Annotated in this window: 45 protein-coding genes; 29 read left to right on the top strand and 16 right to left on the bottom strand. The window is 69.3% G+C overall.

The window, feature by feature from the left end; translation table 11 throughout:
* The first annotated feature begins 79 nt into the window (after nucleotides 1-79).
* Nucleotides 80-379 carry a hypothetical protein gene (locus ACFUK0_RS00960; RefSeq protein WP_380245854.1) on the top strand — a complete coding sequence of 100 codons (300 nt, stop codon included), beginning with the start codon at nucleotides 80-82 and terminating at the stop codon, nucleotides 377-379.
* A gap of 59 nt (nucleotides 380-438) precedes the next feature.
* Here ACFUK0_RS00960 and ACFUK0_RS00955 read toward each other — a convergent pair whose 3' ends face one another.
* The 3 genes from ACFUK0_RS00955 to ACFUK0_RS00945 all read right to left on the bottom strand — a co-directional run bounded on the left by ACFUK0_RS00955 (nucleotide 439) and on the right by ACFUK0_RS00945 (nucleotide 1,624).
* A complete protein-coding gene (locus ACFUK0_RS00955; RefSeq protein ID WP_380245853.1) occupies nucleotides 439-684 on the bottom strand; it encodes a hypothetical protein in 246 nt (81 codons plus the stop codon).
* Between the two features lie 115 nt (nucleotides 685-799).
* Nucleotides 800-1,087 carry a hypothetical protein gene (locus tag ACFUK0_RS00950; protein WP_380245852.1) on the bottom strand — a complete coding sequence of 96 codons (288 nt, stop codon included), beginning with the start codon at nucleotides 1,085-1,087 and terminating at the stop codon, nucleotides 800-802.
* Between the two features lie 114 nt (nucleotides 1,088-1,201).
* Complete coding sequence (locus ACFUK0_RS00945; RefSeq protein ID WP_380245851.1) at nucleotides 1,202-1,624, bottom strand: hypothetical protein; 423 nt, start codon at nucleotides 1,622-1,624, stop codon at nucleotides 1,202-1,204.
* A 156-nt stretch (nucleotides 1,625-1,780) separates the two neighbouring features.
* Between ACFUK0_RS00945 and ACFUK0_RS00940 the strand changes: the two genes are divergently transcribed.
* The 16 genes from ACFUK0_RS00940 to ACFUK0_RS00865 all read left to right on the top strand — a co-directional run bounded on the left by ACFUK0_RS00940 (nucleotide 1,781) and on the right by ACFUK0_RS00865 (nucleotide 10,269).
* On the top strand, nucleotides 1,781-2,092 hold the full coding sequence (locus ACFUK0_RS00940; protein WP_380245850.1) for a hypothetical protein: 312 nt from the start codon (nucleotides 1,781-1,783) through the stop codon (nucleotides 2,090-2,092).
* A 106-nt stretch (nucleotides 2,093-2,198) separates the two neighbouring features.
* Complete coding sequence (locus tag ACFUK0_RS00935; protein ID WP_380245849.1) at nucleotides 2,199-2,417, top strand: hypothetical protein; 219 nt, start codon at nucleotides 2,199-2,201, stop codon at nucleotides 2,415-2,417.
* Nucleotides 2,414-2,608: a hypothetical protein gene (locus tag ACFUK0_RS00930; protein WP_380245848.1), complete on the top strand. Its 195-nt coding sequence runs from the start codon at nucleotides 2,414-2,416 to the stop codon at nucleotides 2,606-2,608. Before ACFUK0_RS00935 ends, ACFUK0_RS00930 begins: the two co-directional genes overlap by 4 nt.
* On the top strand, nucleotides 2,605-2,796 hold the full coding sequence (locus ACFUK0_RS00925) for a hypothetical protein (protein WP_380245847.1): 192 nt from the start codon (nucleotides 2,605-2,607) through the stop codon (nucleotides 2,794-2,796). Before ACFUK0_RS00930 ends, ACFUK0_RS00925 begins: the two co-directional genes overlap by 4 nt.
* A gap of 71 nt (nucleotides 2,797-2,867) precedes the next feature.
* The gene (locus ACFUK0_RS00920; protein ID WP_380245846.1) at nucleotides 2,868-3,965 is read left to right on the top strand and encodes a hypothetical protein; all 1,098 of its coding nucleotides are present in this window, start codon (nucleotides 2,868-2,870) and stop codon (nucleotides 3,963-3,965) included.
* On the top strand, nucleotides 3,962-5,347 hold the full coding sequence (locus ACFUK0_RS00915; RefSeq protein ID WP_380245845.1) for a replicative DNA helicase: 1,386 nt from the start codon (nucleotides 3,962-3,964) through the stop codon (nucleotides 5,345-5,347). The genes ACFUK0_RS00920 and ACFUK0_RS00915 overlap by 4 nt, the downstream gene beginning before the upstream one ends.
* Nucleotides 5,348-5,360: 13 nt before the next feature.
* A complete protein-coding gene (locus ACFUK0_RS00910) occupies nucleotides 5,361-5,786 on the top strand; it encodes a hypothetical protein (protein ID WP_380245844.1) in 426 nt (141 codons plus the stop codon).
* A 137-nt stretch (nucleotides 5,787-5,923) separates the two neighbouring features.
* Nucleotides 5,924-6,289 (top strand): DUF4326 domain-containing protein, encoded by a 366-nt coding sequence (locus ACFUK0_RS00905; RefSeq protein WP_380245843.1) that lies wholly within the window; start codon nucleotides 5,924-5,926, stop codon nucleotides 6,287-6,289.
* 39 nt (nucleotides 6,290-6,328) lie between these two features.
* Nucleotides 6,329-6,997 carry a hypothetical protein gene (locus ACFUK0_RS00900; RefSeq protein ID WP_380245842.1) on the top strand — a complete coding sequence of 223 codons (669 nt, stop codon included), beginning with the start codon at nucleotides 6,329-6,331 and terminating at the stop codon, nucleotides 6,995-6,997.
* Between the two features lie 3 nt (nucleotides 6,998-7,000).
* Entirely contained in the window at nucleotides 7,001-7,282 is a 282-nt protein-coding gene (locus ACFUK0_RS00895) for a hypothetical protein (protein ID WP_380245841.1), read from the top strand.
* Nucleotides 7,283-7,285: 3 nt separating this feature from the next.
* Nucleotides 7,286-8,074, top strand: a complete 789-nt coding sequence (locus ACFUK0_RS00890; RefSeq protein ID WP_380245840.1) for a hypothetical protein — start codon at nucleotides 7,286-7,288, stop codon at nucleotides 8,072-8,074.
* A gap of 3 nt (nucleotides 8,075-8,077) precedes the next feature.
* Nucleotides 8,078-8,278 (top strand): hypothetical protein, encoded by a 201-nt coding sequence (locus ACFUK0_RS00885; protein ID WP_380245839.1) that lies wholly within the window; start codon nucleotides 8,078-8,080, stop codon nucleotides 8,276-8,278.
* Nucleotides 8,279-8,281: 3 nt separating this feature from the next.
* Nucleotides 8,282-8,482 carry a hypothetical protein gene (locus ACFUK0_RS00880; RefSeq protein ID WP_380245838.1) on the top strand — a complete coding sequence of 67 codons (201 nt, stop codon included), beginning with the start codon at nucleotides 8,282-8,284 and terminating at the stop codon, nucleotides 8,480-8,482.
* Between the two features lie 23 nt (nucleotides 8,483-8,505).
* Nucleotides 8,506-9,129 (top strand): hypothetical protein, encoded by a 624-nt coding sequence (locus ACFUK0_RS00875; protein ID WP_380245837.1) that lies wholly within the window; start codon nucleotides 8,506-8,508, stop codon nucleotides 9,127-9,129.
* Between the two features lie 77 nt (nucleotides 9,130-9,206).
* Nucleotides 9,207-9,383: a hypothetical protein gene (locus tag ACFUK0_RS00870; RefSeq protein WP_380245836.1), complete on the top strand. Its 177-nt coding sequence runs from the start codon at nucleotides 9,207-9,209 to the stop codon at nucleotides 9,381-9,383.
* A gap of 646 nt (nucleotides 9,384-10,029) precedes the next feature.
* Nucleotides 10,030-10,269, top strand: coding sequence for a hypothetical protein (locus ACFUK0_RS00865; RefSeq protein WP_380245835.1), 240 nt, complete (start codon nucleotides 10,030-10,032; stop codon nucleotides 10,267-10,269).
* 70 nt (nucleotides 10,270-10,339) lie between these two features.
* Here ACFUK0_RS00865 and ACFUK0_RS00860 read toward each other — a convergent pair whose 3' ends face one another.
* The 3 genes from ACFUK0_RS00860 to ACFUK0_RS00850 are packed head-to-tail and all read right to left on the bottom strand — an operon-like array spanning nucleotide 10,340 to nucleotide 11,599.
* Nucleotides 10,340-10,699, bottom strand: a complete 360-nt coding sequence (locus ACFUK0_RS00860; protein ID WP_380245834.1) for a hypothetical protein — start codon at nucleotides 10,697-10,699, stop codon at nucleotides 10,340-10,342.
* Between the two features lie 45 nt (nucleotides 10,700-10,744).
* On the bottom strand, nucleotides 10,745-11,299 hold the full coding sequence (locus ACFUK0_RS00855) for a hypothetical protein (protein ID WP_380245833.1): 555 nt from the start codon (nucleotides 11,297-11,299) through the stop codon (nucleotides 10,745-10,747).
* A 60-nt stretch (nucleotides 11,300-11,359) separates the two neighbouring features.
* Nucleotides 11,360-11,599: a hypothetical protein gene (locus ACFUK0_RS00850; protein WP_380245832.1), complete on the bottom strand. Its 240-nt coding sequence runs from the start codon at nucleotides 11,597-11,599 to the stop codon at nucleotides 11,360-11,362.
* A 105-nt stretch (nucleotides 11,600-11,704) separates the two neighbouring features.
* Between ACFUK0_RS00850 and ACFUK0_RS00845 the strand changes: the two genes are divergently transcribed.
* From ACFUK0_RS00845 to ACFUK0_RS00795, 11 genes are read left to right on the top strand one after another with little or no spacing between them, the layout of a single operon-like run.
* On the top strand, nucleotides 11,705-12,328 hold the full coding sequence (locus ACFUK0_RS00845; RefSeq protein WP_380245831.1) for a hypothetical protein: 624 nt from the start codon (nucleotides 11,705-11,707) through the stop codon (nucleotides 12,326-12,328).
* Nucleotides 12,329-12,339: 11 nt separating this feature from the next.
* Nucleotides 12,340-12,807, top strand: a complete 468-nt coding sequence (locus tag ACFUK0_RS00840) for a MazG-like family protein (protein WP_380245830.1) — start codon at nucleotides 12,340-12,342, stop codon at nucleotides 12,805-12,807.
* Entirely contained in the window at nucleotides 12,804-12,989 is a 186-nt protein-coding gene (locus ACFUK0_RS00835) for a hypothetical protein (RefSeq protein WP_380245829.1), read from the top strand. Before ACFUK0_RS00840 ends, ACFUK0_RS00835 begins: the two co-directional genes overlap by 4 nt.
* A complete protein-coding gene (locus tag ACFUK0_RS00830; protein WP_380245828.1) occupies nucleotides 12,986-13,237 on the top strand; it encodes a hypothetical protein in 252 nt (83 codons plus the stop codon). Before ACFUK0_RS00835 ends, ACFUK0_RS00830 begins: the two co-directional genes overlap by 4 nt.
* Entirely contained in the window at nucleotides 13,234-13,824 is a 591-nt protein-coding gene (locus tag ACFUK0_RS00825) for a hypothetical protein (RefSeq protein ID WP_380245827.1), read from the top strand. Before ACFUK0_RS00830 ends, ACFUK0_RS00825 begins: the two co-directional genes overlap by 4 nt.
* 13 nt (nucleotides 13,825-13,837) lie before the next feature.
* Nucleotides 13,838-14,200, top strand: a complete 363-nt coding sequence (locus tag ACFUK0_RS00820) for a hypothetical protein (RefSeq protein WP_380245826.1) — start codon at nucleotides 13,838-13,840, stop codon at nucleotides 14,198-14,200.
* A complete protein-coding gene (locus tag ACFUK0_RS00815; RefSeq protein ID WP_380245825.1) occupies nucleotides 14,197-14,454 on the top strand; it encodes a hypothetical protein in 258 nt (85 codons plus the stop codon). The genes ACFUK0_RS00820 and ACFUK0_RS00815 overlap by 4 nt, the downstream gene beginning before the upstream one ends.
* Complete coding sequence (locus ACFUK0_RS00810; RefSeq protein ID WP_380245824.1) at nucleotides 14,451-14,633, top strand: hypothetical protein; 183 nt, start codon at nucleotides 14,451-14,453, stop codon at nucleotides 14,631-14,633. Before ACFUK0_RS00815 ends, ACFUK0_RS00810 begins: the two co-directional genes overlap by 4 nt.
* A complete protein-coding gene (locus tag ACFUK0_RS00805) occupies nucleotides 14,630-15,070 on the top strand; it encodes a hypothetical protein (RefSeq protein ID WP_380245823.1) in 441 nt (146 codons plus the stop codon). The genes ACFUK0_RS00810 and ACFUK0_RS00805 overlap by 4 nt, the downstream gene beginning before the upstream one ends.
* The gene (locus ACFUK0_RS00800) at nucleotides 15,067-15,405 is read left to right on the top strand and encodes a hypothetical protein (RefSeq protein ID WP_380245821.1); all 339 of its coding nucleotides are present in this window, start codon (nucleotides 15,067-15,069) and stop codon (nucleotides 15,403-15,405) included. The genes ACFUK0_RS00805 and ACFUK0_RS00800 overlap by 4 nt, the downstream gene beginning before the upstream one ends.
* A complete protein-coding gene (locus ACFUK0_RS00795) occupies nucleotides 15,402-15,605 on the top strand; it encodes a DUF6011 domain-containing protein (protein ID WP_380245819.1) in 204 nt (67 codons plus the stop codon). The genes ACFUK0_RS00800 and ACFUK0_RS00795 overlap by 4 nt, the downstream gene beginning before the upstream one ends.
* Here the strand turns inward: ACFUK0_RS00795 and ACFUK0_RS00790 are convergent.
* Complete coding sequence (locus ACFUK0_RS00790) at nucleotides 15,602-15,817, bottom strand: hypothetical protein (protein ID WP_380245818.1); 216 nt, start codon at nucleotides 15,815-15,817, stop codon at nucleotides 15,602-15,604. The genes ACFUK0_RS00795 and ACFUK0_RS00790 overlap by 4 nt on opposite strands.
* A gap of 356 nt (nucleotides 15,818-16,173) precedes the next feature.
* A complete protein-coding gene (locus tag ACFUK0_RS00785) occupies nucleotides 16,174-16,533 on the bottom strand; it encodes a hypothetical protein (RefSeq protein ID WP_380245817.1) in 360 nt (119 codons plus the stop codon).
* Nucleotides 16,534-16,580: 47 nt separating this feature from the next.
* On the opposite strand from ACFUK0_RS00785, the gene ACFUK0_RS00780 reads away from it, so the two are divergent.
* Nucleotides 16,581-18,008 carry a DUF2079 domain-containing protein gene (locus tag ACFUK0_RS00780; RefSeq protein ID WP_380245816.1) on the top strand — a complete coding sequence of 476 codons (1,428 nt, stop codon included), beginning with the start codon at nucleotides 16,581-16,583 and terminating at the stop codon, nucleotides 18,006-18,008.
* Nucleotides 18,009-18,078: 70 nt separating this feature from the next.
* On the opposite strand, the gene ACFUK0_RS00775 is transcribed toward ACFUK0_RS00780, so the two are convergent.
* The 8 genes from ACFUK0_RS00775 to ACFUK0_RS00740 form a co-directional block, all read right to left on the bottom strand.
* Entirely contained in the window at nucleotides 18,079-18,279 is a 201-nt protein-coding gene (locus tag ACFUK0_RS00775) for a hypothetical protein (protein WP_380245815.1), read from the bottom strand.
* A 243-nt stretch (nucleotides 18,280-18,522) separates the two neighbouring features.
* Nucleotides 18,523-19,776, bottom strand: a complete 1,254-nt coding sequence (locus ACFUK0_RS00770; RefSeq protein ID WP_380245814.1) for a LuxR C-terminal-related transcriptional regulator — start codon at nucleotides 19,774-19,776, stop codon at nucleotides 18,523-18,525.
* Complete coding sequence (locus tag ACFUK0_RS00765) at nucleotides 19,773-20,135, bottom strand: DUF2493 domain-containing protein (protein ID WP_380245813.1); 363 nt, start codon at nucleotides 20,133-20,135, stop codon at nucleotides 19,773-19,775. Before ACFUK0_RS00765 ends, ACFUK0_RS00770 begins: the two co-directional genes overlap by 4 nt.
* Nucleotides 20,132-20,617, bottom strand: coding sequence for a DUF6085 family protein (locus tag ACFUK0_RS00760; protein WP_380245812.1), 486 nt, complete (start codon nucleotides 20,615-20,617; stop codon nucleotides 20,132-20,134). Before ACFUK0_RS00760 ends, ACFUK0_RS00765 begins: the two co-directional genes overlap by 4 nt.
* Nucleotides 20,614-20,829 (bottom strand): hypothetical protein, encoded by a 216-nt coding sequence (locus ACFUK0_RS00755; RefSeq protein WP_380245811.1) that lies wholly within the window; start codon nucleotides 20,827-20,829, stop codon nucleotides 20,614-20,616. Before ACFUK0_RS00755 ends, ACFUK0_RS00760 begins: the two co-directional genes overlap by 4 nt.
* The gene (locus ACFUK0_RS00750; RefSeq protein ID WP_380245810.1) at nucleotides 20,826-21,176 is read right to left on the bottom strand and encodes a hypothetical protein; all 351 of its coding nucleotides are present in this window, start codon (nucleotides 21,174-21,176) and stop codon (nucleotides 20,826-20,828) included. The genes ACFUK0_RS00755 and ACFUK0_RS00750 overlap by 4 nt, the downstream gene beginning before the upstream one ends.
* A 72-nt stretch (nucleotides 21,177-21,248) precedes the next feature.
* Nucleotides 21,249-21,491, bottom strand: coding sequence for a hypothetical protein (locus ACFUK0_RS00745; protein WP_380245809.1), 243 nt, complete (start codon nucleotides 21,489-21,491; stop codon nucleotides 21,249-21,251).
* A gap of 55 nt (nucleotides 21,492-21,546) precedes the next feature.
* Nucleotides 21,547-21,831, bottom strand: a complete 285-nt coding sequence (locus ACFUK0_RS00740; protein ID WP_380245808.1) for a hypothetical protein — start codon at nucleotides 21,829-21,831, stop codon at nucleotides 21,547-21,549.
* Nucleotides 21,832-21,850 lie beyond the last annotated feature (19 nt).

Raw genomic sequence — 21,850 nt, 5'->3', positions numbered from 1 at the left:
CCGGTCGGGGTTTTTCCTTGCACTGGAGAGCCTAGATGACTACTGGCGCATTGACAAGTAATTCCCGTAGGGTGGCACCATGACGGCCGCCGACGAAGGGAGGAGCACCCCGGACATGGTCACGTTTACCGAGATCGCCAAGCGGCTCAGAGACCGCGGACTCGTAGAGAAGCCCATCACCAGGCAGGGTGTACGTCACATCGCGGAGACCGACCCGGAGTGGCCAATCCCCGCCGATCGATGGCTCAAGATCGGCAACGCTTGGGCCATGGACTGGGCGCCCATCGAGGCGTTCTTCCAGTCACGCGACACGAAGGGTCGCGGACCGGATGCCCGCCCCCGTAAGCGCGCCGGCGAGTCCTCCCCGTCGGCAGAGTAGGCATCGCACACAGCTGCGCCCCACCATCACGTGATGGTGGGGCGCAGCTGTCGTTGGAGCTACCCGAGGTAGTCGATCTGGAAGACGTGCACGGTCTTGGTCTGGTGTCCCAGGTAGAGCACGGCCATCAGGTGGTCAAGGACAAGGGTCCGCATCACGCCGTCGTCTTCGCCGTAGGGCGCCGTGCTGCCAAGAGGGTCGTTGCAGACCTGGGCGAGCGCCAGGGTCAGCTGCGCGGAGACGTCCGGGGGGAGCGAGTCCCATACGGTCCTGATGGTCGGCTCGTCGTGAAGTCTGTAGGTCATCCGCTGTCCTGGTGATCAGCGCCCCGAGGGTCGCGAGGGGTGCCCGCCTTCGGGCTAACAGCTACGTGCGCGAGCGTAGTCGGCGCGGATGATCGCCGTCCTCGGAATCTGAAGTTCAGGCGGCCTGGCGGGCCCTTATCCTCGCGGCTTCGGCCTGGACCTTGTCGGTGATATCCGTCCACTCGCCGGGGATCGGCAGGCCGGCCTCTTGCGCAGCCTTGGCCTCGATCACCCGTTGCGCCGTGATGAGCAGACGTTCGGCGATGCCCTGCCACTTCGCGAAGACGGCGAGCATCTCATGCGCCGGTGCCCGGTTGATCTCGCCGAGAAAGCGGGTCGAGAGGGCGGGTGTGCCGAGGGCGTCGCAGATCCGCTCGATAGTCCAGGGCTGGTCGGCGCTCATTTCGTCTCCCGTGGGTGCTTCGGGTATCCGGGCGGGAAGTCAGGCCGTCCGGTGGTCGCCATGGCGTAGCGACGCCCAGCAACCGTAGCGCAGTGCGGTTTCGGCGAGCAGGGACTAGATGCCTTTGGTGCCCTTGTCTTCGCTGATCGCTTCGGCGAAGACCGGGGCCACCGCCTCGACCGAAGCGATGAAGAGCGGCAGCCTGTCCTCCGGGATCCCGAAGTTGCGACCGATTGCGGCCAGATCCTGCTCGGGGGGACGGGTGAGTTGCTCGCCATCTCCGGGGAGGTCTTCGGGGGCGATGGTGCCTGAGCGGATGTACATCTCCACTGGCTTGATCCCCATGGCGATGGCGAGTGCGCGTTGCGTGTCGATCTTCGGGATCATTTCGCCGCTCATGGCCCGGCTGACGGGAGCGGCGTCAATGCCGGCTGCCTTGGCGAGGCGAGCGATGCCGCCCCGCACTTCTGGGTCGTAGCCGGTGGCTGCGGCTGTTGCGCGCAGCCAGGTAACGAAGGCGCTCCGTTCAGCGTCCATGGCTTCCTTTGCGATGTCGGCGATTCGTGCACTGGTGCCGATGTTAGCGCGAAGACTTGTCTTTGAACATGTTGACTCACGCGCAAAGGTGCAGGTGGGCGGCTTTCGGTGAATCCGGTGACACGAGAAACCGTGCATGCGTGCATGAAGTGTGCGATGATTGATGCACGGGTGCCGATACTGGCGCCGCTCACCAACCACGCTCCCGAAGGGGGTGCCATGCGGATCGCCTTCAACCCGGCCGCCCTCTCGGGGGCAGCTGCGGAAGCCGGGGACACCATGCGCAGCGGGCGGCTCAACTACGAGCTCATCGCGCGCCGCGCCGGCCTGGACCGCGCCGTCGTCAGTCGCGTACACCGCGGAGTCAACCCGCCCGACCTGCGTACGGCCCTCGCTCTTGCCCTGGCATACGAGCTGCCGGTCGAGCGTCTCGTCTCGATCCAGCTCGACCTCGCGGCCGTGGCCTGACCACATCAATGCGTAGGGCCCAGTGCGTCAACACCGGGCCCTCGACTCACTGCAACCGCGCCCCTCAGGTCTGGAAAACCAAGGCGCAGAAGGAAGTGACTCAATCATGGCAGCTGTTCTTGAGAAGTTCCACAGTCTCCCGGCCGCCCTCGCGCCGGCCCTCCCGGACGACGCGCCGCACCCGATCCGGTTCCAGCGGATCCGCGAGGGTGTCGTCGCCGCCTACTCGCCGGCGCAGCTCGCTCGCGCTGACGCCTGGCAGATCCTCACCGACTTGTTCGGCACCCTCATCGACGTGACCCCCGCCTCGGTCGTGACCGCATGAGCGCCTCCACCGTGTCCCGCCCCACCGAGAACGCCGCGATCGGCAAGTGCCGCCCGCCGGCCCTCCCCTCCGTCGGCCAGATCCTGCACCTCCGGGCGCAGGCCCGACGCCGCCTGGACCGCGCGTTCACGCACCTCCTCGACCACCAGCTCGTCCGCGTCCTCGCCGCCGGGAAGGTGGGCGAACTGTGAGCCTCATCGCCCGCTTCTCCGGCCCGAAGGCCGCAGCGCAGACCGTCCACACCGCCGAGAAGGCGCAGCAGGCCGGCTTCGTCGACGTGCAGACGCACTACGAGCCGCCGACGGGCCAGCACTCGGTCACCGGATCCCTGCCCGAGCAGGCCGCCACGCGCACGGTCGACAGCATCCTCGGCCGCTGACCGCCCCGGGCCGCCCCGCGAAGGGGCGGCCCGCCCTCACATCCCTGCTCCTGCCACCGGAGAGCACCTCAGTGATCAGCAACTCCACCCCGGCTGTGTCCGCCTACGCCCGCGCGGTCGAGCCCGAGCCGTCCGTCACCATCACGGACGCCACCTTCTTCGGCCACGGCTGGCAGCCCACCACCATCGCCACGCTGCAGGCCATCTGGTTCATGCCGCAGGGCATGAGCTTCACGGTCGACGAACTCGCCGTGTGGTTCGGGCAGCTCGGCTGGAAGAGCACCAACGGCCGCCCGTTCGGCCAGGACGGTGTGCGCCGCGAGCTCGCCCTGATCCGGCAGGCCGGCTACATCCAGGCCGTTCGACTCCGAGGCGCTGGCGGCAAGGTGACGGGCATCCGCTACGAGATCTCCAAGCGGGCGCGAGCGGAACTGCCCGCCGCGAGCCCTTGGATTCCGATCCAGACCGCCGAGACGGAAAACCCCAGCTCGGACCATGTGCCGTCGCCGACAGGAGATGGTCGCCGACAGGAGAAGGTCGGCAACGGAAACCGCAGGTCGCACCATGTGCCGTCGCCCACAGGACATGGTGGGCGAGCCGAGATGGTGAAAAGCCCGTCTGTGCAGGTCGCACCATGTGCCGCTGGCAAGCCGTCCCCCCCACACCCCCCGGAGGAGGTGGAAACCTCCTCCCCCTACCCCCTCAAGCAGCCGGCTGCGCCGACGGAGGAGGAGGCGGACTTCACCGCCGACGAAATCCGCCACGCCGAACAGTTCCTCCAGCTGCTCCCCGCCCCATGGACAGTCGGCCGCAAGACCGCCCAGCGCCTCGCCCCCAAGCTCCTGGAAGCCATCACCGCGCAGGGCTGGAACCTCGACGACAACCTCCAGGCGCAGCTGGCCAGCAACCCGGACGGCATCAAGCGGCACGCGTCCGTCCTGGAGAAGGAACGCATCGCCGACCTGCCCCTGCGGTCAGCCGTCCTGAAGCCCGCCACACAGAGCCGGCACCAGGGCGCAGTGCCCGCCAACTGGCCGGCCTGGTGCGAAGACCTCGACTGCGACCGCGAGACCCGCCGACGGTCCTTCACCAACGACCAGGGCTTCGTCTACGCCGAAGAGTGCCCCGCCTGCCACCCCGACACCCAGACCCGACAGGAAGCCGCATGAGCCCCGACTACGACGAGCCGGCCGACGACGCCTGGGAGCTGAACGGCATCTGGGACGAGCTTGCCGAACAGGCCGTCATCGGCGCGATGATCATCTCCCGGCGCGCCATCGGCGAGATTGAACTCGTCCTCGGCAACGGCGACGCGTTCTTCCGCGAGGCCCACCGCATCCTGTACAAGACGATCCTGGCGATCCACGACACCCCGGGACAGAACGGCGCCCCCGATCCCATCAAGATCGTGGCCGCGCTGCGCTCCACCGGCGAACTGCAGCTGGCAGGCGGCCCCAGCTACCCTCACCGTTGCGTTGACGCCGTACCCACAGGCGGGGTGGGCGTCGACTACGCCGACATCGTCCTCGACCTGTACGGCCTGCGGCAGATCGAGCAGATGGGTATCCGCCTGGTGCAGCGGGCCCGGCTGCGCGACACCTCCTCCGACGAGATCGCGGGCATGGCGCTCACCGAACTGCAGCAGCTCTTCGGCGAGACGGCATCGTCCACCGAAGCGAAGCTGTCCGTCGCCGACCGCTGGCCGGACTTCCTCGACGAACTGGATGCCGGCGCCGACCCGCGGGCCGTGGACACCCCGTGGCCGGACATGAACGAGGTGATCCAGTTCAAGCCGAAGGAGGTGACGATCGTCGGCGCCGCCACGTCCGGCGGGAAGTCACTGTTCGCCCTCAACCAGGCCGCGCACGTTGCGTTCCGCCGGAACCTGCCGGTCCTCGTCGCGTCGATGGAGATGGGCGGCTCCGAGCTGCTGTCCCGCCTGACATCGGCGGAGGCGAACATCGAGATGGATGCGATGATGCGCCGGCGGTTCGGCGACCAGGAGTGGCTGAAGATCGCCCGGGTCACTGAGCGGATGACGTCGACGGCGGCGTCGAACTTCATCCTCGACGACTCGCCGGTCCTGACGATCTCCAAGATCCGGTCGCGGGTGCGGTGGATGGAGTCGCAGGGCCGCAAGCCCGGCCTGGTCGTCATCGACTATGCGCAGCTGATCACCCCCGAAGGTCCGAACGCGGGGAAGAACCGCACCCAGGACGTCGCGAACATCTCCCTCGGCATGAAGCGCATCGCCGACGAGTTCGACGTGCCGGTCCTCGCCCTCGCCCAGTTCAACCGCGGGCAGGCCGGCCGCCGCCCGGCCGCAACGGACTTCAAGGACTCCTCGCAGATCGAGCAGGACGCCTCGACCGTTGTCCTGCTGCACCGTGAGCTCGACGAGGAGGGTATGGACACCGGGCCGAATGCCGGGAAGGTCATGGCGATCATCGCGAAGAACCGCAACGGCAAGCGCGGCGTGGAGGTCTGGCTGCAGTTCGAGGGCCGGTACGCGTCGCTCCGCAACCTCACCTCGCAGACCCCGCCCCTCTAAGGAGGAAGTCGCCATGAAGATTCCAGACCAGGGCATCTGTGCGGTGTGCGAAGTCACGGTGCGGCTTCGCCGCGACGGACGAACCTTTCGGCACTCGCGGCCGTACGACCCCGACGGTCCGATCTACGCGACCGACACCTGCCCCGGAGCGGAACAGCACCCTGCGGTGCGGCTGGAGATGATGTTCGCCCGCTGGCTGCACGCCCACCACACCCGACGTGACGCCCGCGAAAACCCGGTCACCTACCTCGCGCAGTACGTCTTCCGGGCGTGCTCGCGTACCCCCGCCAAGGGGCCAGCCGAAGTGACCTGGTCCACGGCGGAGGAGCTGCGCCTGTTGTACCTGCGCCCGGGAGTGAACGACTGGCTCGCCCGGTACATCGTTCAGGCCGCTGCAGAGTACGACCGGTACGACGAGCAGCGGCGGGCTGTCGCGTAGCTCGGGGCGACCGCACCTTCCCGGCCGGCCCCACCTGCTGCTCCTCTCCGCCGAGTTGAGCGCATCCCGCCACGTCACAGCACTACCCGCACGCCCAAAACCGCGAGACAATTGACTACGAACCAGGAGGAATCACCATGACCCTCACGCCCTCCCGCATCCAGCGCCGCCGCACGGCCGGCTGGCGCAAGCCCGAGAACGGCGTCTACGTCGGCCGCGGCACCCGCTGGGGCAACCCCAGCCGCATCGTCTTCGACCCCACCACCGCCGGCTGGCACCTGCACCACGACAACGGTGGCAACATCGGCGTCTGGCCCACCGCAACCGCCGCCCGCGGAGCCGCCGTCACCATGTACCGCTGGCACCTCGAAGTGCACCCCGATCTCGCCGAAGCCGCACGCCGTGAACTCGCGGGGCGGGACCTGATGTGCTGGTGCCCGCTTGACGCCGCGTGCCACGCCGACGTCCTCCTGGCGCTCGCGGCCCAGACCGTGGAGGGCTGACCGGTGGCCATCGCTCCGATGACCGCGTACGAGAGGCGCATGACGGCTGCCGCCCACGCGCTGCTGTCCGCACTGCCCCACCAGGCCGTCATGACGCCCACCCCGAAGGGCCACAGTCGCCGGGCCGCCCTGTTCACCGTGCTCAACCGGACCGAGTACCAGCGCCGCCGCACCGTCCACGGCGACTCCTGCCCGCCGGCGATCGACAACCCCGAGCACCTCGACCTGCTGCTGTCCGTCCCCGAAGGGATGCCCGTCGCAGCATCCGCGCTGACGGCCCGGCAGCGGGCCCTCCTCCGGGCACTGCCGCCAACCGCTGCCAGCCTCACCCGCACCGACGGACAGGTCACGCACGTGACCCGCACAGCGATCAGGCCGGCCACAGTGCACCTGGCGCTCGTGACCGGTCCCGTGTCCGGGACGAACCTCGGCATCGCCGGCTCGTTCGCCCCGTTCTGCCCCCGGGCGATCCTCGCCCCGGAACGGCCTCGCCTCGCAGAGACCCTCATCGAAGCGGACTTCTGGGGCATCGGCGTCGCCGTCGAGGAGAACGACACGGTGGAGGTGCTGGTGCCGCCCCGCCCCTGGAAGCGCATGCGGCACTCGCCCGCCGGCTGGCGCTTCGAGGAACAGGCCGCTGTGGCCGCCGCCATCGAGGAACTGCAGAACGCCAACCCCGCTCTGCTCAGTACCAGTCTGGAGGGCTGACTCGTGGATCTCACCACTCCGCAGGGCCTCCGCGGCCTCCTCGTCCTCTGCCTGGACGGCCGCCGCAAGCGCACCCCCGCCAAGCTGGCCTCGGTCATGCCGCCCTACATGGTCAAGGCACTCCAGGAGCACGCCCCCGACGTCGCCGCGGCTCGGGCCGCCGCCCGCCAGGCTCAGCTCGCTGCCGACCGAGCTCAGCGTGCGTACGTGAAGAAGCTCGAAGCCTGGATCCGAACCCCGGGCACCACCGTCGAAGCGATCGACCTCCTTGCAGTGAAGGGCTGACCGATGACCATCCCCCTCGGAACCGTCCCCGACCAAAACTGGCGATCCCGCACCCCCGTCCGCCGCGGTCACATCGACGCGCCGACCTGGGCCGGCCCCCGCGCCTTCGCATCGAGGCCGAGCAGCGTCCACCGGCGCCTGGAGTACGCCGAGCACGACCGCGTCTTCCGGGCGATCAACCCGCAGCTGCAGCCCGGCATGCTCGTCATCTGGGAACGCGCACCGTGGCGCGTCGCCGAGATCCGCGAGATCCCGCAGGACCTGTGGCCCGCCCCCTGGATCACGCACTGGGACCGGCACTTCAGGTTCTGGTTCGACGGGAAGCAGGAGCAGCCGGCGCCGGACCCGGCAACGTGGCGGGACCGGCCGGTGAACGTCGTCCTGGAGCCCGACGGCGGCGGCAAGCGCAAGCACCTCGCGGCGAGGGCCTCCTTGGAATGGCCGATCCTGCCGGAGCACTACGCCGTGTGCCGGTCCTGCGGTGAACTCCCGCCGTGCCGTGAAGAGCTGCTGGAGAAGCACGTGGACAGGCAGGTCGCGAAGAGCGACCGGCTGCTGTCCATCCCCGCCGGCGCGTGCATGGGCTGCGGGGAGACGATCGGCAGCCGCCAGAAGGAGGTGGCGTTCCCCGGTCCGAACCTGTGGCGCCTTGACTTGCCGGAGGGTACTGCCCGGTTCCATGCCCGCGGTGACTGCTCGGACTGGGTGAATCAGTACCGGAAGCAGTGGCAGGAGCAGGGTGCGCCGGTGAGCGAGGAGCAGCCGTCCCTGTTCGGCGAGTCGGAGGGCTGACCGGTGATCGACCTGACGACGCTCAGCCGAGTCCGCTTCCGCAGCAGCACCAAGGTGCACGCCGTACCGCCCGGTACACGGCGAACCCACTGCGACAAGCAGGTGCACCTCGAAGACTTGTGGGGCCGGAAGGTCGACGAAGCCATGCCGGACCGGACCGAAGTCACCTGCCGTCCCTGCCTTGCCGTCACCCAGGAGGGCTGACCGATGTTCCACGCCGACGACAAAGTCCTGATCAAGTCCTGCGAAGACGACCCGCGCGCGACCGGCCTGACCGGAGTGATCGTCGACGAGGTCCCGCCCGGCCCGCTCACCGGCGGACGCTGGACCGTCCACCGAGTCAGTTGGATGATCGGCCCGCTGCTGTGCCACGACCATGAACTGCAGCTGCTCACCAAGTCCGCGTAGCGTTCCAACCGAAGGAGACCCTCATGGGCTGGGCATCCGCCTCCTACATCTTCGACCCCGTCGCACAGGCCCTCATCGACAGTGGCGCCACCGACGAACTCAAGACCCGCGTCCTCGCCGACCTCATCCGCACCCTCAAGGACGGCGACTGGGACACCGAGCACGAGTCCCTCGACCAGTTCGCCGGCGACGCCGCGATCGTCGAAGCGTTCCGCCAGCACGGAGTCGTCATCCAGTGCGACGCAGACACCGACGACTCGTCTTGCGAACTGGAGACCGGCCACGCCGGCGACCACCGCGACTGGCAGGGCAAGACCTGGCGCCAGGAGGACAACCCGGTCCGTGAGCACGCGGAGGTGCTCCAGCCGCACGATGTGCGCTTGCCGGGCACGCGGCAGTGGCAGGTGCACTGCCCGCGCTGCGCCGAGCCCAGCATCGACCGGGGCACGATCAACGAGGACGGCACCCTCTCCCAAGGTGGTGACCATGAGGCGGTGACGGTGCACCCGGACCGGGACAACTACGACGGGCCGATCGAGACGCGTGGCGGCTATGTCGAGGTGGCCCTGTACTGCGGTGCGGGTCATGCTTTCCAGCTCATCGTCGCGAACCACAAGGGCGCGGAGTACGTCGCGGTCGTCTCCTGACGTGCCTGCGAACTGTCGGCGTATGGCCGTCCGGGTGGGACACTCCTGATCCCGCTGCACGATCCGAAGGAGACACCATGGCCGACATCAGCTGGCTGACCGACGAGATGCTGACCGCGGCGGGGTCGTTCACGAGCGAGTTCATGGAGCAGCGGATTGCTGAGGGCAGGGCGGCGCCGGCCGGTCCGCAGCGTGACTCGGAGATGGTCGAGGTGTTCACGCAGATAGTCACGTCGATGAGGCCCCGCCCCTGACGGACGTGCATGCGCCCCGCCGTGATCAACACGGCGGGGCGCAGCGGTGTTCGGCGGGCAACTGAACACCTTCAGGGTGACCACCCCTCGTGCCGCGGAGGCTACGCCTGCGGAACGAGGCAGTCCAGATGTTGCGCAGCAGTCACTGCTGGGGCGGCCGGCCCCACGTGGTGCCCTGGGGCGGGGTCTGGCCCGGGGGCGGATACGGGCCCTGCGGGGCGCCGTACGGGGGCTGTGGCGGCCCGTAGCCCGGCGGAGGCGCCGCATATCCGGGAGGGGGCTGCGGAGCCGCGTACGGTACCGCCCCGCCCTTCACGGTCGTCACAGTCTTCCGGCCCATCATCGTCGCGATAGGCCAGCCCGTGATCGCCCACAAGCCGCACGTGATGATCGACAGAAACACGTGCAGACCATGGTTCGCGCCGCGCTTCTCAACCTGACGCTGCGACGGCTGGTAGTTGGAGTTGGACAAGGAAAGCCCCTCGGGCTGGTCGTTCGTGGACGCCGCCGATGCTCCCAGTCCACACCCACGCCCACCCCCCTCGTAACTGCATCGTGACGAAACGTCACCCGGCCCCAACCCGAACGGCTGAACAGCCCACGAATCCACCCACCAGCTGGCCACCCCCGCCCTACCCTCGCCGCCATGGAATCCATCCGCACCCACGAAGGCGACATCCGCCTCTGCCGCACCTGCGGCCAGCCCTGCTACGACGCCGAGACGGAAATCGGCCCGATGTGGCAGCACTTCCGCGAGCAGTGGGACGGCATCTACTGCGCCCGACACCCCCTCGCCGACCAGAACCCCATCAAGATCGAATGGGACTCGCACTCGCTCGACACCCTGAAGGCCAAGTACCCCGACACGTGCCCCGCTCGCGTCTGAGCCCCCGAACGCACGTAGGTCCCGCACCGATCGGTGCGGGACCTACTCGGCGAGAAGCCGAAACTGCCTGTCAGCTGTGCGCGTCGTGCTCCCGAAGGTGGCCAGCAGCATCCCGGAGCCCGTAGATCAGATCGATGAACACCTGAGCACCCGTGTGATCGATGCCGTCGTTCTCGTCACCGGGGATGCCGCGGGATGCATCACCGTAACGGGCCCTGAGGCCGGCGTAGATCAGCCGCTCCAGCAGTTCGGAGATGCCCGTCGCCGCAGCTGCAACTGCCGGGTCGCGAAGGCTCGCCCCGTGCACCTGCAACGCTCGCTCCCAGTGCTGTGCGGCATCGAGTTCCGCGCCGGCCTTCTCGGGTCCGGGCTTGGAATCGCGGCGGCGCGCAGACGCTGCAAAATCGACGGGGTCGCTCGGGTTGCTCACGGATGCTCCGCTGGTCGAGGTGGGAGGAGTCGACACTGGTGGACGTCAGCTGATCTCGTCGACGACCTTGAAGCCGGCCTCGTCCAGGTACCGGTCGAACTCGCTGCGACCGCCGCGGCTCTCGTCGAGGAGTCGCGCGACTTGCACATGGAACCTCGGTACCTCGTAGGCGACTGCCTTGCCTGCCGCAACTCGTTCGGCCGGCTCGAAGGTGGGGACGGGCCAGGGCAGGATGGCCCGCGCGCCGTCCACAACCGTCATGGCGTACCGGTCGACGGGGTTGCCGTTCCACATGATGTCGGCCCACGTGACGCGCAGGGGACTGTCGTCGGCGAACGTGTTCCAGTCCGGCATGAGATCTTGTGCGATCGGCTCGGCGACGTCCTGCGGCATGCCGTAGGCGATGCTGAGGGACACGTCCTCGACGTGCGCAAGTAGCTGGTGGTGGGAGGCGAGGTACAGCTCCCAGCCGGCGGCGGTCGTGGACTTGTCCCAGGCGGTAAGTGGGGAGGCAGCGGTGCCGCTGCCGAGGCCCTGGATGTCATTCCAGTCGTCGAGGGTGGAGTCGGTGATCATCTGGCGGATGGTGGCGAGGCGCAAGGTTGCTCCGTTCCTGGAGGGTGCGGTCACGTTAGCGGCCGGCCCTGACAACGGCCAGGGCTACGGGCCGTCGGGCTCGGCTGTGCCTGGTTCCGGCAGGGGCTTGCGTTGGTGTCGTTTGTCGACGCGGGCCTGGGCTTGGCGGGCCTTTTCGTGGTTCATGTTGGCGGCCTTGCCGATGTCTCGCCAGGACACGCCGTCCTTGTGCGCGAGGACGATCTCGTCGTCGAGGGCGTCGAGCTGCTGGCGGATCTTGATTGCGCGGCTTCTGAGGGCGTGGGTCCAGACGTCGGTGTTCATGGCAGAAATGGTCCCACGGGGTCTGTCTATTTCCTAGACATCAAGGGGGTGGCATGCCATGCTGATGTTGTCTAAAAAATAGACACCGATGGCAAGGGGAACTCGATGGCGCAGCGCACCTGGCCCACCCGCGAAGAGTGGGCAGCCAAAGCCGAGTACTCCGTCCGCACTGCCTGCCTCCCCAACGAGCGCGTCAGCAACAAGCCGGCCGACTGGCTCACCGCAGACGAACTCGACGAAGCTCGCACGCTGATCCCCGCCATCGTCAAAGCCGCCCGTGCCGGCCTCAACCGCGCCGTGAAGGCCGTCCGCCTCGAACTCGGCGCCATCCCGACGGGGGTCGGCTACTACGACTGGCACGAGAACCTGACCACCGACCAGAAGCACCTGGCCGACCAGTACCACCAGCTTCTGAGCGCCCGCCGCCACCTCAACAGCGAGTCCAAGCGGGCCTTCGACGAGTACGCCACCGCCGACGACCTGCTGTTCGCCTGGGGCCGCATCGGAGTGGCAGCCAAGCGTGCCGGTATCGCCAACGGCGAGACCGACCGGCTGAACGTCCTGCAGCACACGCTCGCCGAGAGGCGCAGCGCCGCCGCTGAGCAGGCACTCAAGGACGCCATCGAGCTGACCGTCGACCGCCGCAACTCCGACGAAGGCTGGGCCGCCGAGCTGGAACGCCGCGCCGACATCGACGCCGGCCCCCGCGTCACCTACCACCGAACCTGAGGAGCAGCACCATGACCGAGTACATCCGCGCCCTCGCGCAGGACGCGGCCCGATCCGAGGCACGCCGCATGCTGGCCAGCCTCATCCCCGGGCAGACCGGCATCAACCTTGCCGACGAGGTAGCCGACGCCGTGCTCGGCGCCGCACAGTCGTACCAGCAGGCCGGCACCTTCGCCATCATCCGCCACCTCGTCGACTGGCTCGACCAGGCCAACGGCACCGGCGAGACGGAGACCGCGAGGCGGCTGCTCAAGCTCACCGAGGAGGTCGGCGAGGTCTCCAGTGCCTACATCGGCACCGTCGGCCAGAACCCCCGCAAGGGCGTCACCCACACCAACGATGACGTCGCCGACGAGCTCTGCGACGTCATTGTCACCGCGATGGTCGCCCTCCACCGCTTCACGGACAACCCCGGGCAGCACTTCGCCGCGAAGGTCCAGCACATCGCCGACCGCGTCCTCGTCAAGGAGCAGCCGTGAGCGTGCAGACAGTCCGCTGCTACGTCGCCCGCTGCGACGGCTGCGGCCGCGAACTCGGCCAGGGCTACGGCCACCGAGAGACGTACGACACCACCCGCGAAGCCCAGACCGCCGCCAAGGTCGCGGGCTGGACTGTCCGCCCCGACGGCGACATGTACTGCTGCAACGGGGACCACCAGTGAAGCGGACCCCGCGCGAGCGGATCGAGCGTGCGTTCCACGTCAGCTTCAAGCTGCCCCGCCAGGCGGCCGAACTCCTCGACGACCTCGAAGCCGAAGCCCGCAACCAGGCCCTCGCCGAAGCCGCCGCCATCATCCACAACCTCCCGCCGGCCACCACCGCCAGCGACGACCAGCACTGGTACCGCTTCGGCCAGAACCGCGCCGCCGAAGCCATCCTCAACGCCCGCACCAGCAAGGAGGCGACGTGACGCGCCCGCTGCTCCTCATCGACATCGACGGCCCCCTCAACCCCTACGCCGCCAAGCCCACCCGCCGCCCCGCCGGCTACACCACCCACCGCATGACCCCCGACTCGTGGACCGCCCGCCACGGCGGACGAGCGAAACCCCTACGGGTCTGGCTCAACCACGACCACGGCGCACAACTCCAGGCGCTCCCGTACGACCTCGTCTGGTGCACCACGTGGATGGCCGAAGCCAACGAGTGGATCGCCCCGCACCTTGGCCTGCCCAAGCTGCCGCACGTCCCGCTCCCCGAGCTATGGGCGAAGCGCAGCGACGGCACCTACTTCAAGACCTGGGATGTCGTCCGCTGGGCTCAGGGCCGGCCGTTCGCGTGGATCGACGACGAGATCGGCGCGGCCGACCGCGAGTACGTGGCAGGCGTCCACGACGCGCCGGCGCTGCTCCACCACGTCGACCCGCGAATCGGGCTCACGTCGGCGGACTTCGCGACGCTCGCCAAGTGGGCTGGCGAGCTGAAGGAGGATGCACCCTGCCCCACCTGCGACGGCAACGCGGACTGCCGCCAGCTCGGCTGCCAGCCCGCCGCCTGACCAAGGAGAGGCAGTGCCCATACGTCCCGAGAACCGCGACCGCTACCCGACGAACTGGCCGTCCATCAGCCTCGACATCCGCACCAACCGCGCCGCCGGCCGCTGCGAATGCACCGGGCACTGCGGCCTCGACCACGACGGGCGATGCCAAGCCCGCAACGGCCAGCCCAACCCGATCACGGGATCGAAGGTCGTCCTCACCGTCGCCCACCTCAACCACCAACCGCAGGACGTCCGACCCGAGAACCTCCTCGCGGCGTGCCAGCTCTGTCACCTTCGGTATGACGGCCCCCACCACCGCGAGACCGCCGCCCGCACCCGGGCCGCGGCCCTCGCCGCCGCCGGTCAACTCACCATCGATCTGGAGGACCAGTGAGCAAGCCCCGCTTCGGCTTCACCGTCGAGTACGTCGACGAACCCTGGCTCGACGAGGACAACAAGCCCGGTTGGAAGGTCAGCCTGCCGAACCAGTGCGACGGCTGGCGCATCGACGCTGACACCGAGTACGCGGACCCGAGCACCCAGCAGAACGCCCTGTACTCCCTCGACAAGTTCATCGCCGAAGCACAGAAGGCACGTGAAGCCCTCGCCGCCGGCCGCGAATACCCGGGAGAGGGGGAGCAGCAGTGAGCATCGAACCCGCACCTGATCGAGACGACCCGAAGCACGTCGACTTCGTGGCCGTCACACTCGACAACGAGAAGCTCGGCGAGCTCCTGGACCACCTCGACGTCACCTACGGGCCGATCCCGGACGACGCGCTCGCCCGCGCAGAACGAGACTGGCCCACCACCGAGGAGCAGCAGTGACCGACGAGAAGATGTGTATCGGCTGCGGCCACCACCCGGACCAGCATGAGCGGATGCCCGACGGCACCCGACCCTGCCGATCCATTGGACATCCGGCAGGCGTCCCCTGCGCCGAGTGCCGGCGCCTCACCGAAGCTCAGCACCTGGAACGAATCGGGGAGATGCGCGTCGAAGGCACCGGCGCGTTCGACGCGGCCTGGGCTGCTTACAAGGTCACCTACGATCACGCGCGGCAGGAGATCGGGCCGGGCTGGCAGGCGTTCTTCACCGACCACCACCAGTCCGCGCTCGCCTCCGCACTACTCGCCTTCGCCCACCAGCTGGCCGAGCAGCAACGCCGAGAGATGCACGCCCCCGGCCGGTCCTACGACGCTTCACGCTGGAACCGCTGCGTCGGCATGACCGCCGACCTCATCGACCCGGAGGTGGCCAAGTGAGTGCTCTTCCCGCCCGCATCTGCGCCGCCGCCTGCGGTCAGCCGCTCACCACCTGGACCATCGACGCGGACGGCCGCCGCTGGCACCCCGACTGCCTGCCGCCCGGCACCCCGCTGCAGACGGTCCTGTCCCCGGCCGCCGCAGCCCGCCGCATCACCGAACTCGAAGCGGAACTCGCCCGACTGCAGGCCGCCGACCCGCACCACTACCTCTCCACCGGGTGCCTCCACGGCGAACACGCCTACTGCCAGGGCAAGACCGGGCAAGCCGGCACCAAGGTCCCGGCGCAGTGCAAGTTCTGCCCAGCCCCGTGCCAGTGCGACTGCCACCGATGACAGCTGCAACCCACCGCCAACTGCCCCTCACCGACGACCCGGTGCAGGGGCAGCTCGCCGTCCGCGTCACCTGCCGCCGCTGCAAACGGGCTCTGCGTGACCCGGAATCCCGGCTACTCCGCCTGGGCCCCGAATGCCGAGGCCACGTCAGCCACACAGCCCGCCACAACGTCGACCAGGACACGCCGCCCGGCATCTAGCCTCGCGGCTGACGCGGAATCTGGTACCAGCCCTGCGCGGCCAACGCCTCGTACATCCACTCCATCGACACCTTGGCGAACCGGTCCGCCGGCATCAGGCCAGACGTCAACATGGCGAGGAACTCGCCGCTCAAGCCCCCGCCGGGATCGCACCGCGTGCAGAGTTCAAGGTGCACGCCGCCGCCGAGATCCACGTCGATGGTCAACTCCACGTGCCCGCCGCACCGTGTGCATGGCACGGTCTCCTGCAGGCTGGCGAGTCTCATTTGCAGCATGCGGTCTCCTCCGTGAAGGGGAGCGTCAGCATGCGCCCGACCTGTTGCGGAGTCAAGACTTCCGGAACCGCCCATGCGGGTCTACGGTGAGACCGCGGTCAGTGCCCGCCGACCGCAACCCTCGGTACCTCCCATGCCGAGGGCGTCGCCTGCCGGACCAGGCCCGGCATGACCCTGCCGCAACCCCGCCTGATCACGCCTTGAGCCCCCTCGACGTGATCACCCGGGACAGGCCGCCGCAGACGACCATCCGTGAGCCCCGCCGGACCCAAGCCGGCGGGGCTCACGCACACCTACGAACCGGCCTCGCCCCTCAACACCTTCAACTGCCACCCCAACTGCGCAGCAGCCGTCACCGACCGGCGATCCCCCGCCGGCACCTCAACCATCCGCCGCACCAGACCGATCACCCCAGCAAGCCCCTCGGCATCGGTGTGCAGAACCACCACGTCGTCCTGCCCGTCAGGGATCTGCGGCGGCAGGTACCGCAAGCCCACCGCGTCGAGGTTCACCTCGATCCGCTCCGCGATGCCGCGGCTCATCCGGGCCTGGCCGACAAGGTTGCGGAGCGTTCGAACGGTCGTCTGGTGGATGCCGCCGTTGGCATCGGTGGCAGCGCGAAGGGCGGCGAACGAGGAGGGTGTCTCTGTCATCGGCAGAGCGTACCGTTCCCTTCACAGCATCAGCTCAGGGGGAACACATGACCACCACCACTGTCAGACCCACCTGGGCAAGACCCGCGCTGGCCCCCGGCCGGCGTGCACAGGCGATCCCCCACCTCGCCCTCGCCGCAGCCCTGTTCGCGACCTACACCCTCACCTCGGTCCTCCGCTACCACCGCTACGGATCCCCCAGCTGGGACCTCAGCATCTTCACCGAAGCCGTCAAGGCCTACGCCCACCTCCACACACCCGTCGTCCCCATCAAGGGCGAAGGCTTCAACATCCTCGGCGACCACTTCAGCCCCGTCACCACACTCCTCGCCCCCGCCTGGTGGATCGCCCCCACCCCCATCACCCTCCTCGTAGCCCAAGCCGCCCTCTTCGCCTGGTCCGCCGGCATCATCTCCGCCACCGCCGAACAACTCCTCGGCCGCGCCCGCGGACTCTGCATCGGCATCGCCTACGGCCTCTCCTTCGGCATCCTCCGCGCCAATGACTTCGAGTTCCACGAGATAGCGTTCGCCGTCCCCCTCATCGCCATGGTCAGCCGGCAACTCCTCCTCAAACGCTGGACCCGCACCGCCTGGTGGGCCCTCCCGCTGCTCCTCGTCAAGGAAGACCTCGGGCTGACCGTCGCTACCGCAGGGATCCTCATCGTGGTTCTCGGCCGGAAGAAGCTCCTCGGCGCGACCCTCACCGTTGTCGCGCTCGCCGCCGTCGCCGTCACCATCTGGTACGTCATCCCGCACTACTCACCCACCCACGGCTACCAGTACTGGGACAAGATCCCCGGCGGCACCCACCCCACCTGGTGGCACATGGCAACCAGCGCCATCACCCGCCTGCCGACATGGAAGACCCTCGGGTGGACGTTCGGCATCACCGGGCTCCTCGCCCTCCGCTCACCTCTCGCACTCCTCGCGGCACCCACCCTCGTATGGCGCCTCGCATCCGCCAACCCCGGCTTCTGGGGAACCGGCGCGCACTACAGCGCCACCCTCATGCCGGTACTGTTCCTCGCTGCTGCAGACGCCGCTGTACGAGGCCGCCACTCCCGCCGCATGTGGCTCCGCCAGTACACCGACCGGGCCATCACCGCCCTGCCCGCCGTCGCGATCGCCTGCATGGCCGCCCTCAACATGGGCCCCGGCGACCTGGCACGCGGTGCCGCATGGGACGGCGGCAAGGTGGCTGACGCCCGCACCGCAGTCACCAAACTCATCCCCAACGGCGCCACCGTCGAGGCAACCAACGCCATCGGCAGCCACCTCGCCGAACGCACCGACCTGCAATGGATCGGTGGCAGCAAAACCCGCCCGCCGGACTACGTCATCCTCGACCACTCCGACTGGGGCGAAGCGCCGCAAGGAGACGCCGGCGTCCGGTACGCACAAGCCGTGCACCCCGGGACGACCTACCGGGTCGTATTCGAACGGGACGGCATCACCGTCGTCAGCCGGACCTGACACGCGAAAGCGCCCGACCAGAATGGTCGGGCGCAGCGGGGGCGTCCCCAAGGGCTAGGCGGGACGGGCGTCAGCGGGCGATGGCCGCCGCAACGGCGAGAAGCGCCGAAGCTGTAGCGAGCTGGCCCTGCAGGGCCGCCACGGTCGCGGCCTGCTCGAAGTTGAGGTTGCGCGGCGTTCCGTCGGACTGGTTGGCCAGGTGGTTGATGTTCTCCTGGAGGGTGTTGATTCGGGCAGCGGCGTAGGCGTCGGGGCCGGTGGGCTCGATCACGATGTTCTCCTTCGGATGGTGATGATGGGCAGGTTGGCGTCGGATGACCGCTCGCCGCCGCTCACTACGTGCCTTCGGGCTGGCCCTGGCACGTGCACTCGTCGAGCCAGTGATGGCAGTCCTCGCAGGCTCCCTCCCAGTCCATCCAGTTGCGCGGGTCGGGCATCGGCGCCCGAGCCGGGATCGGTGGGACGGTGGCGCGCGGCCCGCGTGGCTGCCGATGCGGTGTCCGATGACGTCTGGTCACGACGTGCTTCGGGGCTGGCCTTCGCAGGTCGGGCAGAAGCCGGCCGGCGGCTGCTCGCTGGGTCGGGGCCCGTGCTCGTCGCGGCGGTAGCAGTCCACGCCCTCGCAGCGTTCACCGGCCGGGCAGGTCGGCCGGTCCCCGTCTGCACACGGCCAGCAGGCCAGCCACTCCTGAGCGCTCTGGTACCAGTCGCGTCCGCCATGCTCGTGAGCGCCGCAGATCGCGCACCGCTTGTCCGCGACGACCCGGCGCCAGTACGACTCCTCGGTGTAGTCGAGGCGGTCCCAGCCCTCTCGGCCGGCGGCGGTGTTGCGCTCCCATCCGCCGCCTTCGGGCGTCATGTCGACGTGGTCCCAGGCCTTTCGCGGGCCTTCGGTGGTGGCGTACTCCCAGCCGGGGTGCGCTCGGCGGGCGTGCAGCTGCTCGGCGGTCTCCTCCTCGGTGAAGCCGTGTGCCTGGGGGCTCTTCCCTTCGGCGAGCAGGGCGTCAATCTGGCCGCGGACATTGGCAGCGGCCATGAATGCGGCGTCGGCGGCGTAGACGGCGGTCCGGTACTCCGCGCAGGTCTGGCCGTAGTGGAGCGGCCAGGTGCAGGCCGGGCAGATCCGGCGGTCTTCCCGCGGTTCTGCCGGGGTGTCGGCGGGTCCGTCGAGGATCTGCACGATCGCGGCGGCAGTGATCTCGCCGAGCGTCGTGCGGAGCTGGTGTGCGGCCCCAGAGTGGGTCGGCAGGGTGGACCAGTGCGCGGCGAGGGAGCTGACGGCAGCGATGCGGGCCTCGGCGGCAGCCTGCTTGCCTTCGAGGTATTGGATCTCCTGTCGATCCGTCTCGGCCCGCTCGTCAGCCGCGTTGAGTTGGCGGTGGAGCGACTGCACGGCATCGTGCTGGGTCCGCCAGTCGGAGCCCACGTCCTTCACCTGCCGGGCGAGCTCAGCGAGCCGGCCCTCGGCCTGCTCGGCCCGGGCGGTCGTGGCGGCCAGCTGCTCGCGGAGGTCGGTGAGGTCGAGGGTCCGGGGCGGGCAGGCGAGGGAGAGCAGGCCGGTTTGGTGGGCGGTGACGACGGCGCTGGTGCGGTCGGTGACGTTGAGCTTGCGGTAGATCTGGCCGAGGCGGGTGCTGATGGTGTGGTAGCTGACGTGCAGCTCGTGGGCGATCTGTTCGGCGGTGCGACCGTTGGCGACGAGACGCAGGGTGTCGAGGTCGGTGGGGGTGAGCGGGTCGCCAGCCTTGGCGGGGGTGGAAGTGCTCACGGTGCGTACTCCTTCACGGGGATGTCGGCGTTGCGGGCGGCGCGCATGCAGTCGCGGGTGCCGGGGCTGGGACCGAGGGGGAAGGCGAGGCACAAGTCGGCGCCGGCGGCGACCATGGCCCTGTTGCGGATCGGTCCGGCGGCCCGGCCGTGGGCGCTCCAGTTGGCGAAGAACGCTTCGTGGGAGACGTGGTGCTTGGCGGCCCAGGTGACTGCGTGGAGATCGGCGCCGGTGGGGCAGGCGCCGTGGACGATGATCAGGTGCTCGGGGTCGTGGTCGGCGGTGGCCTGGTCGAGGGCGTTCCAGACCGCGGCCTCGTCGGTCCAGTTGCGGCTGCCGGTGACGATGATGCGGCTCACGAGGTCGGCCCCTCGGGGGTGGCGGCGGGCAGGAACTGTTCGCGTCGTACGGGCCAGCCGGACGCGCCGTGCATCCGCTCCCCGTCGATGTCGATCAGGCCGAGCTCCAGCAGGTGCAGCAGCGCTTCGCGGATGACGCCGCCGGTGATCTCGGAGAGGGACATGCCGGGCTGCCGGTAGGATCCGTGCTCGCCAAGTGCCCATTGGTCGCCGGCGCGGGTGGCGATGCGGATGATCTGCCAGGCGTCGGTTCCGTCGGTGTCGTCGATGGGGATGCGCGGCCAGTCGAAGGGAAGGCCGCTGGGGATCGGGGGCTTGCTGCTCGGGGTGGCACTGTCCGGCTGCTGGGCCAGCAGGTCGCTGGCCGCGGTTGGGTTGGGGCAGTCGAGGTGGGCGCAGGTGACGTACCCGTCGGCGCCGAGGATGAGGGTGGTGCGGTGGCAGGCGGGGCAGTGGCCCTGGACGGTGGGGATGGCGGTCACGGTTGGTCGTCTCCTCGGATGAGGCCGGAAGCGATGGCGTCGGCACGGGTGAGGTGCTCGGCGTGGGCGGTGAGCTGCTCGGCGCGGGCCCGAATGTCGGCCTCCAGGGCGTCCGCCTCGACACGCTGGACGCCTCGGGCGCACCAGGCGAGGACGGCGCCGGAGACCGCGATGAGGGCGACCAGCAGGCCTGCCTCCTCGGGGCCGGTCACTCGGCGGCCTCACCGAGCAGCAGGCGGGCGACGGCGAGGGCGTGGCGATCTGGTCCGATCAGTTCGGCACCCACGGCGGCCGAGTCCAGCCAGTCGGCGAGGGCGAGGCCGACGCCCGGGTGCATCAGGGCGATGTACTCGGCGGTGCCCCGGGCCTCTTCGGCGAGGTCGGCGCCGCTCTTCACAGTCCAGGCCTCGCGGGTCGTGTCCCGGTCGTTGTCGACTCGGAGGAAGCCGTTTGCCTGGTGGACGATCCAGGGTCCGGGCTGGACGTAGTCGGCGGTGGCTGTCGCGCGCAGCTTCGCCGCGGCTGCGGTGAGGGTCTCGGCGGGGGTGCGGTCGGGCACGGTGGCTCCTCGGCTTTGGGGGAGGTGTGGCAGGGACTGGGCCGGCCGTCGCGGGGACGGCCGGCCAGCAGGTCAGGTGGCGGCGGTCGCGGTGGAGCCGGCGACGAGGCAGGGCCACGGTTCGGCGTGGGTGCAGTACTCCCACTCGTCGTTGCTGAAGGTGGAGTGCTGCTCGCAGGCCTGCACCTCGCTGACGTGCGAGCAGCGGTCGATGCCGTTCGGTTCGCCGTCCTCGGTGGCCAGTTCCTCGCAGTCGCCGTCGAGGCAGTCGACGGGACCGGCGGTCAGGGTGATCGGCGTGCAGGTGGTGGCCACGGTGCTCCTTCGGGGTGGGCTGGTCGCCGGTGTGCGGCGGCCAGCAGACGGACGGTCAGTTCTCGATCTGACGCTTCAGTACGAGCGCGATCCGGGTGGCGCGGGCGGCGTCGGCCACCATCTGGTCGAGGTCCGCAGCCGTCATGCCCTCGACGTACTCGATGTCGTAGACGTCGCTGCCGACGAGGCGGCCGAGTGCGTGCTGAGCCTCGCGCAGCGCTGTCTGGGCGTCGGTGAGTGCGGCTCCGAGGACGGCGCGGAGTGCGTCGATCTCTCGGGCCCGCTCGGTCTCGATCTCGGTCTCGGCGGTGATGTTGGTCGGGATCTCGGCGGTGGGCACGGTGGCTCCTCGGGGTGGG

It is taken from the genome of Kitasatospora sp. NPDC057223, assembly GCF_042669755.1.
In the GTDB taxonomy this organism is placed as follows: Bacteria; Actinomycetota; Actinomycetes; order Streptomycetales; family Streptomycetaceae; genus Kitasatospora.
This window is presented reverse-complemented; position numbering and strand designations above follow the sequence as displayed.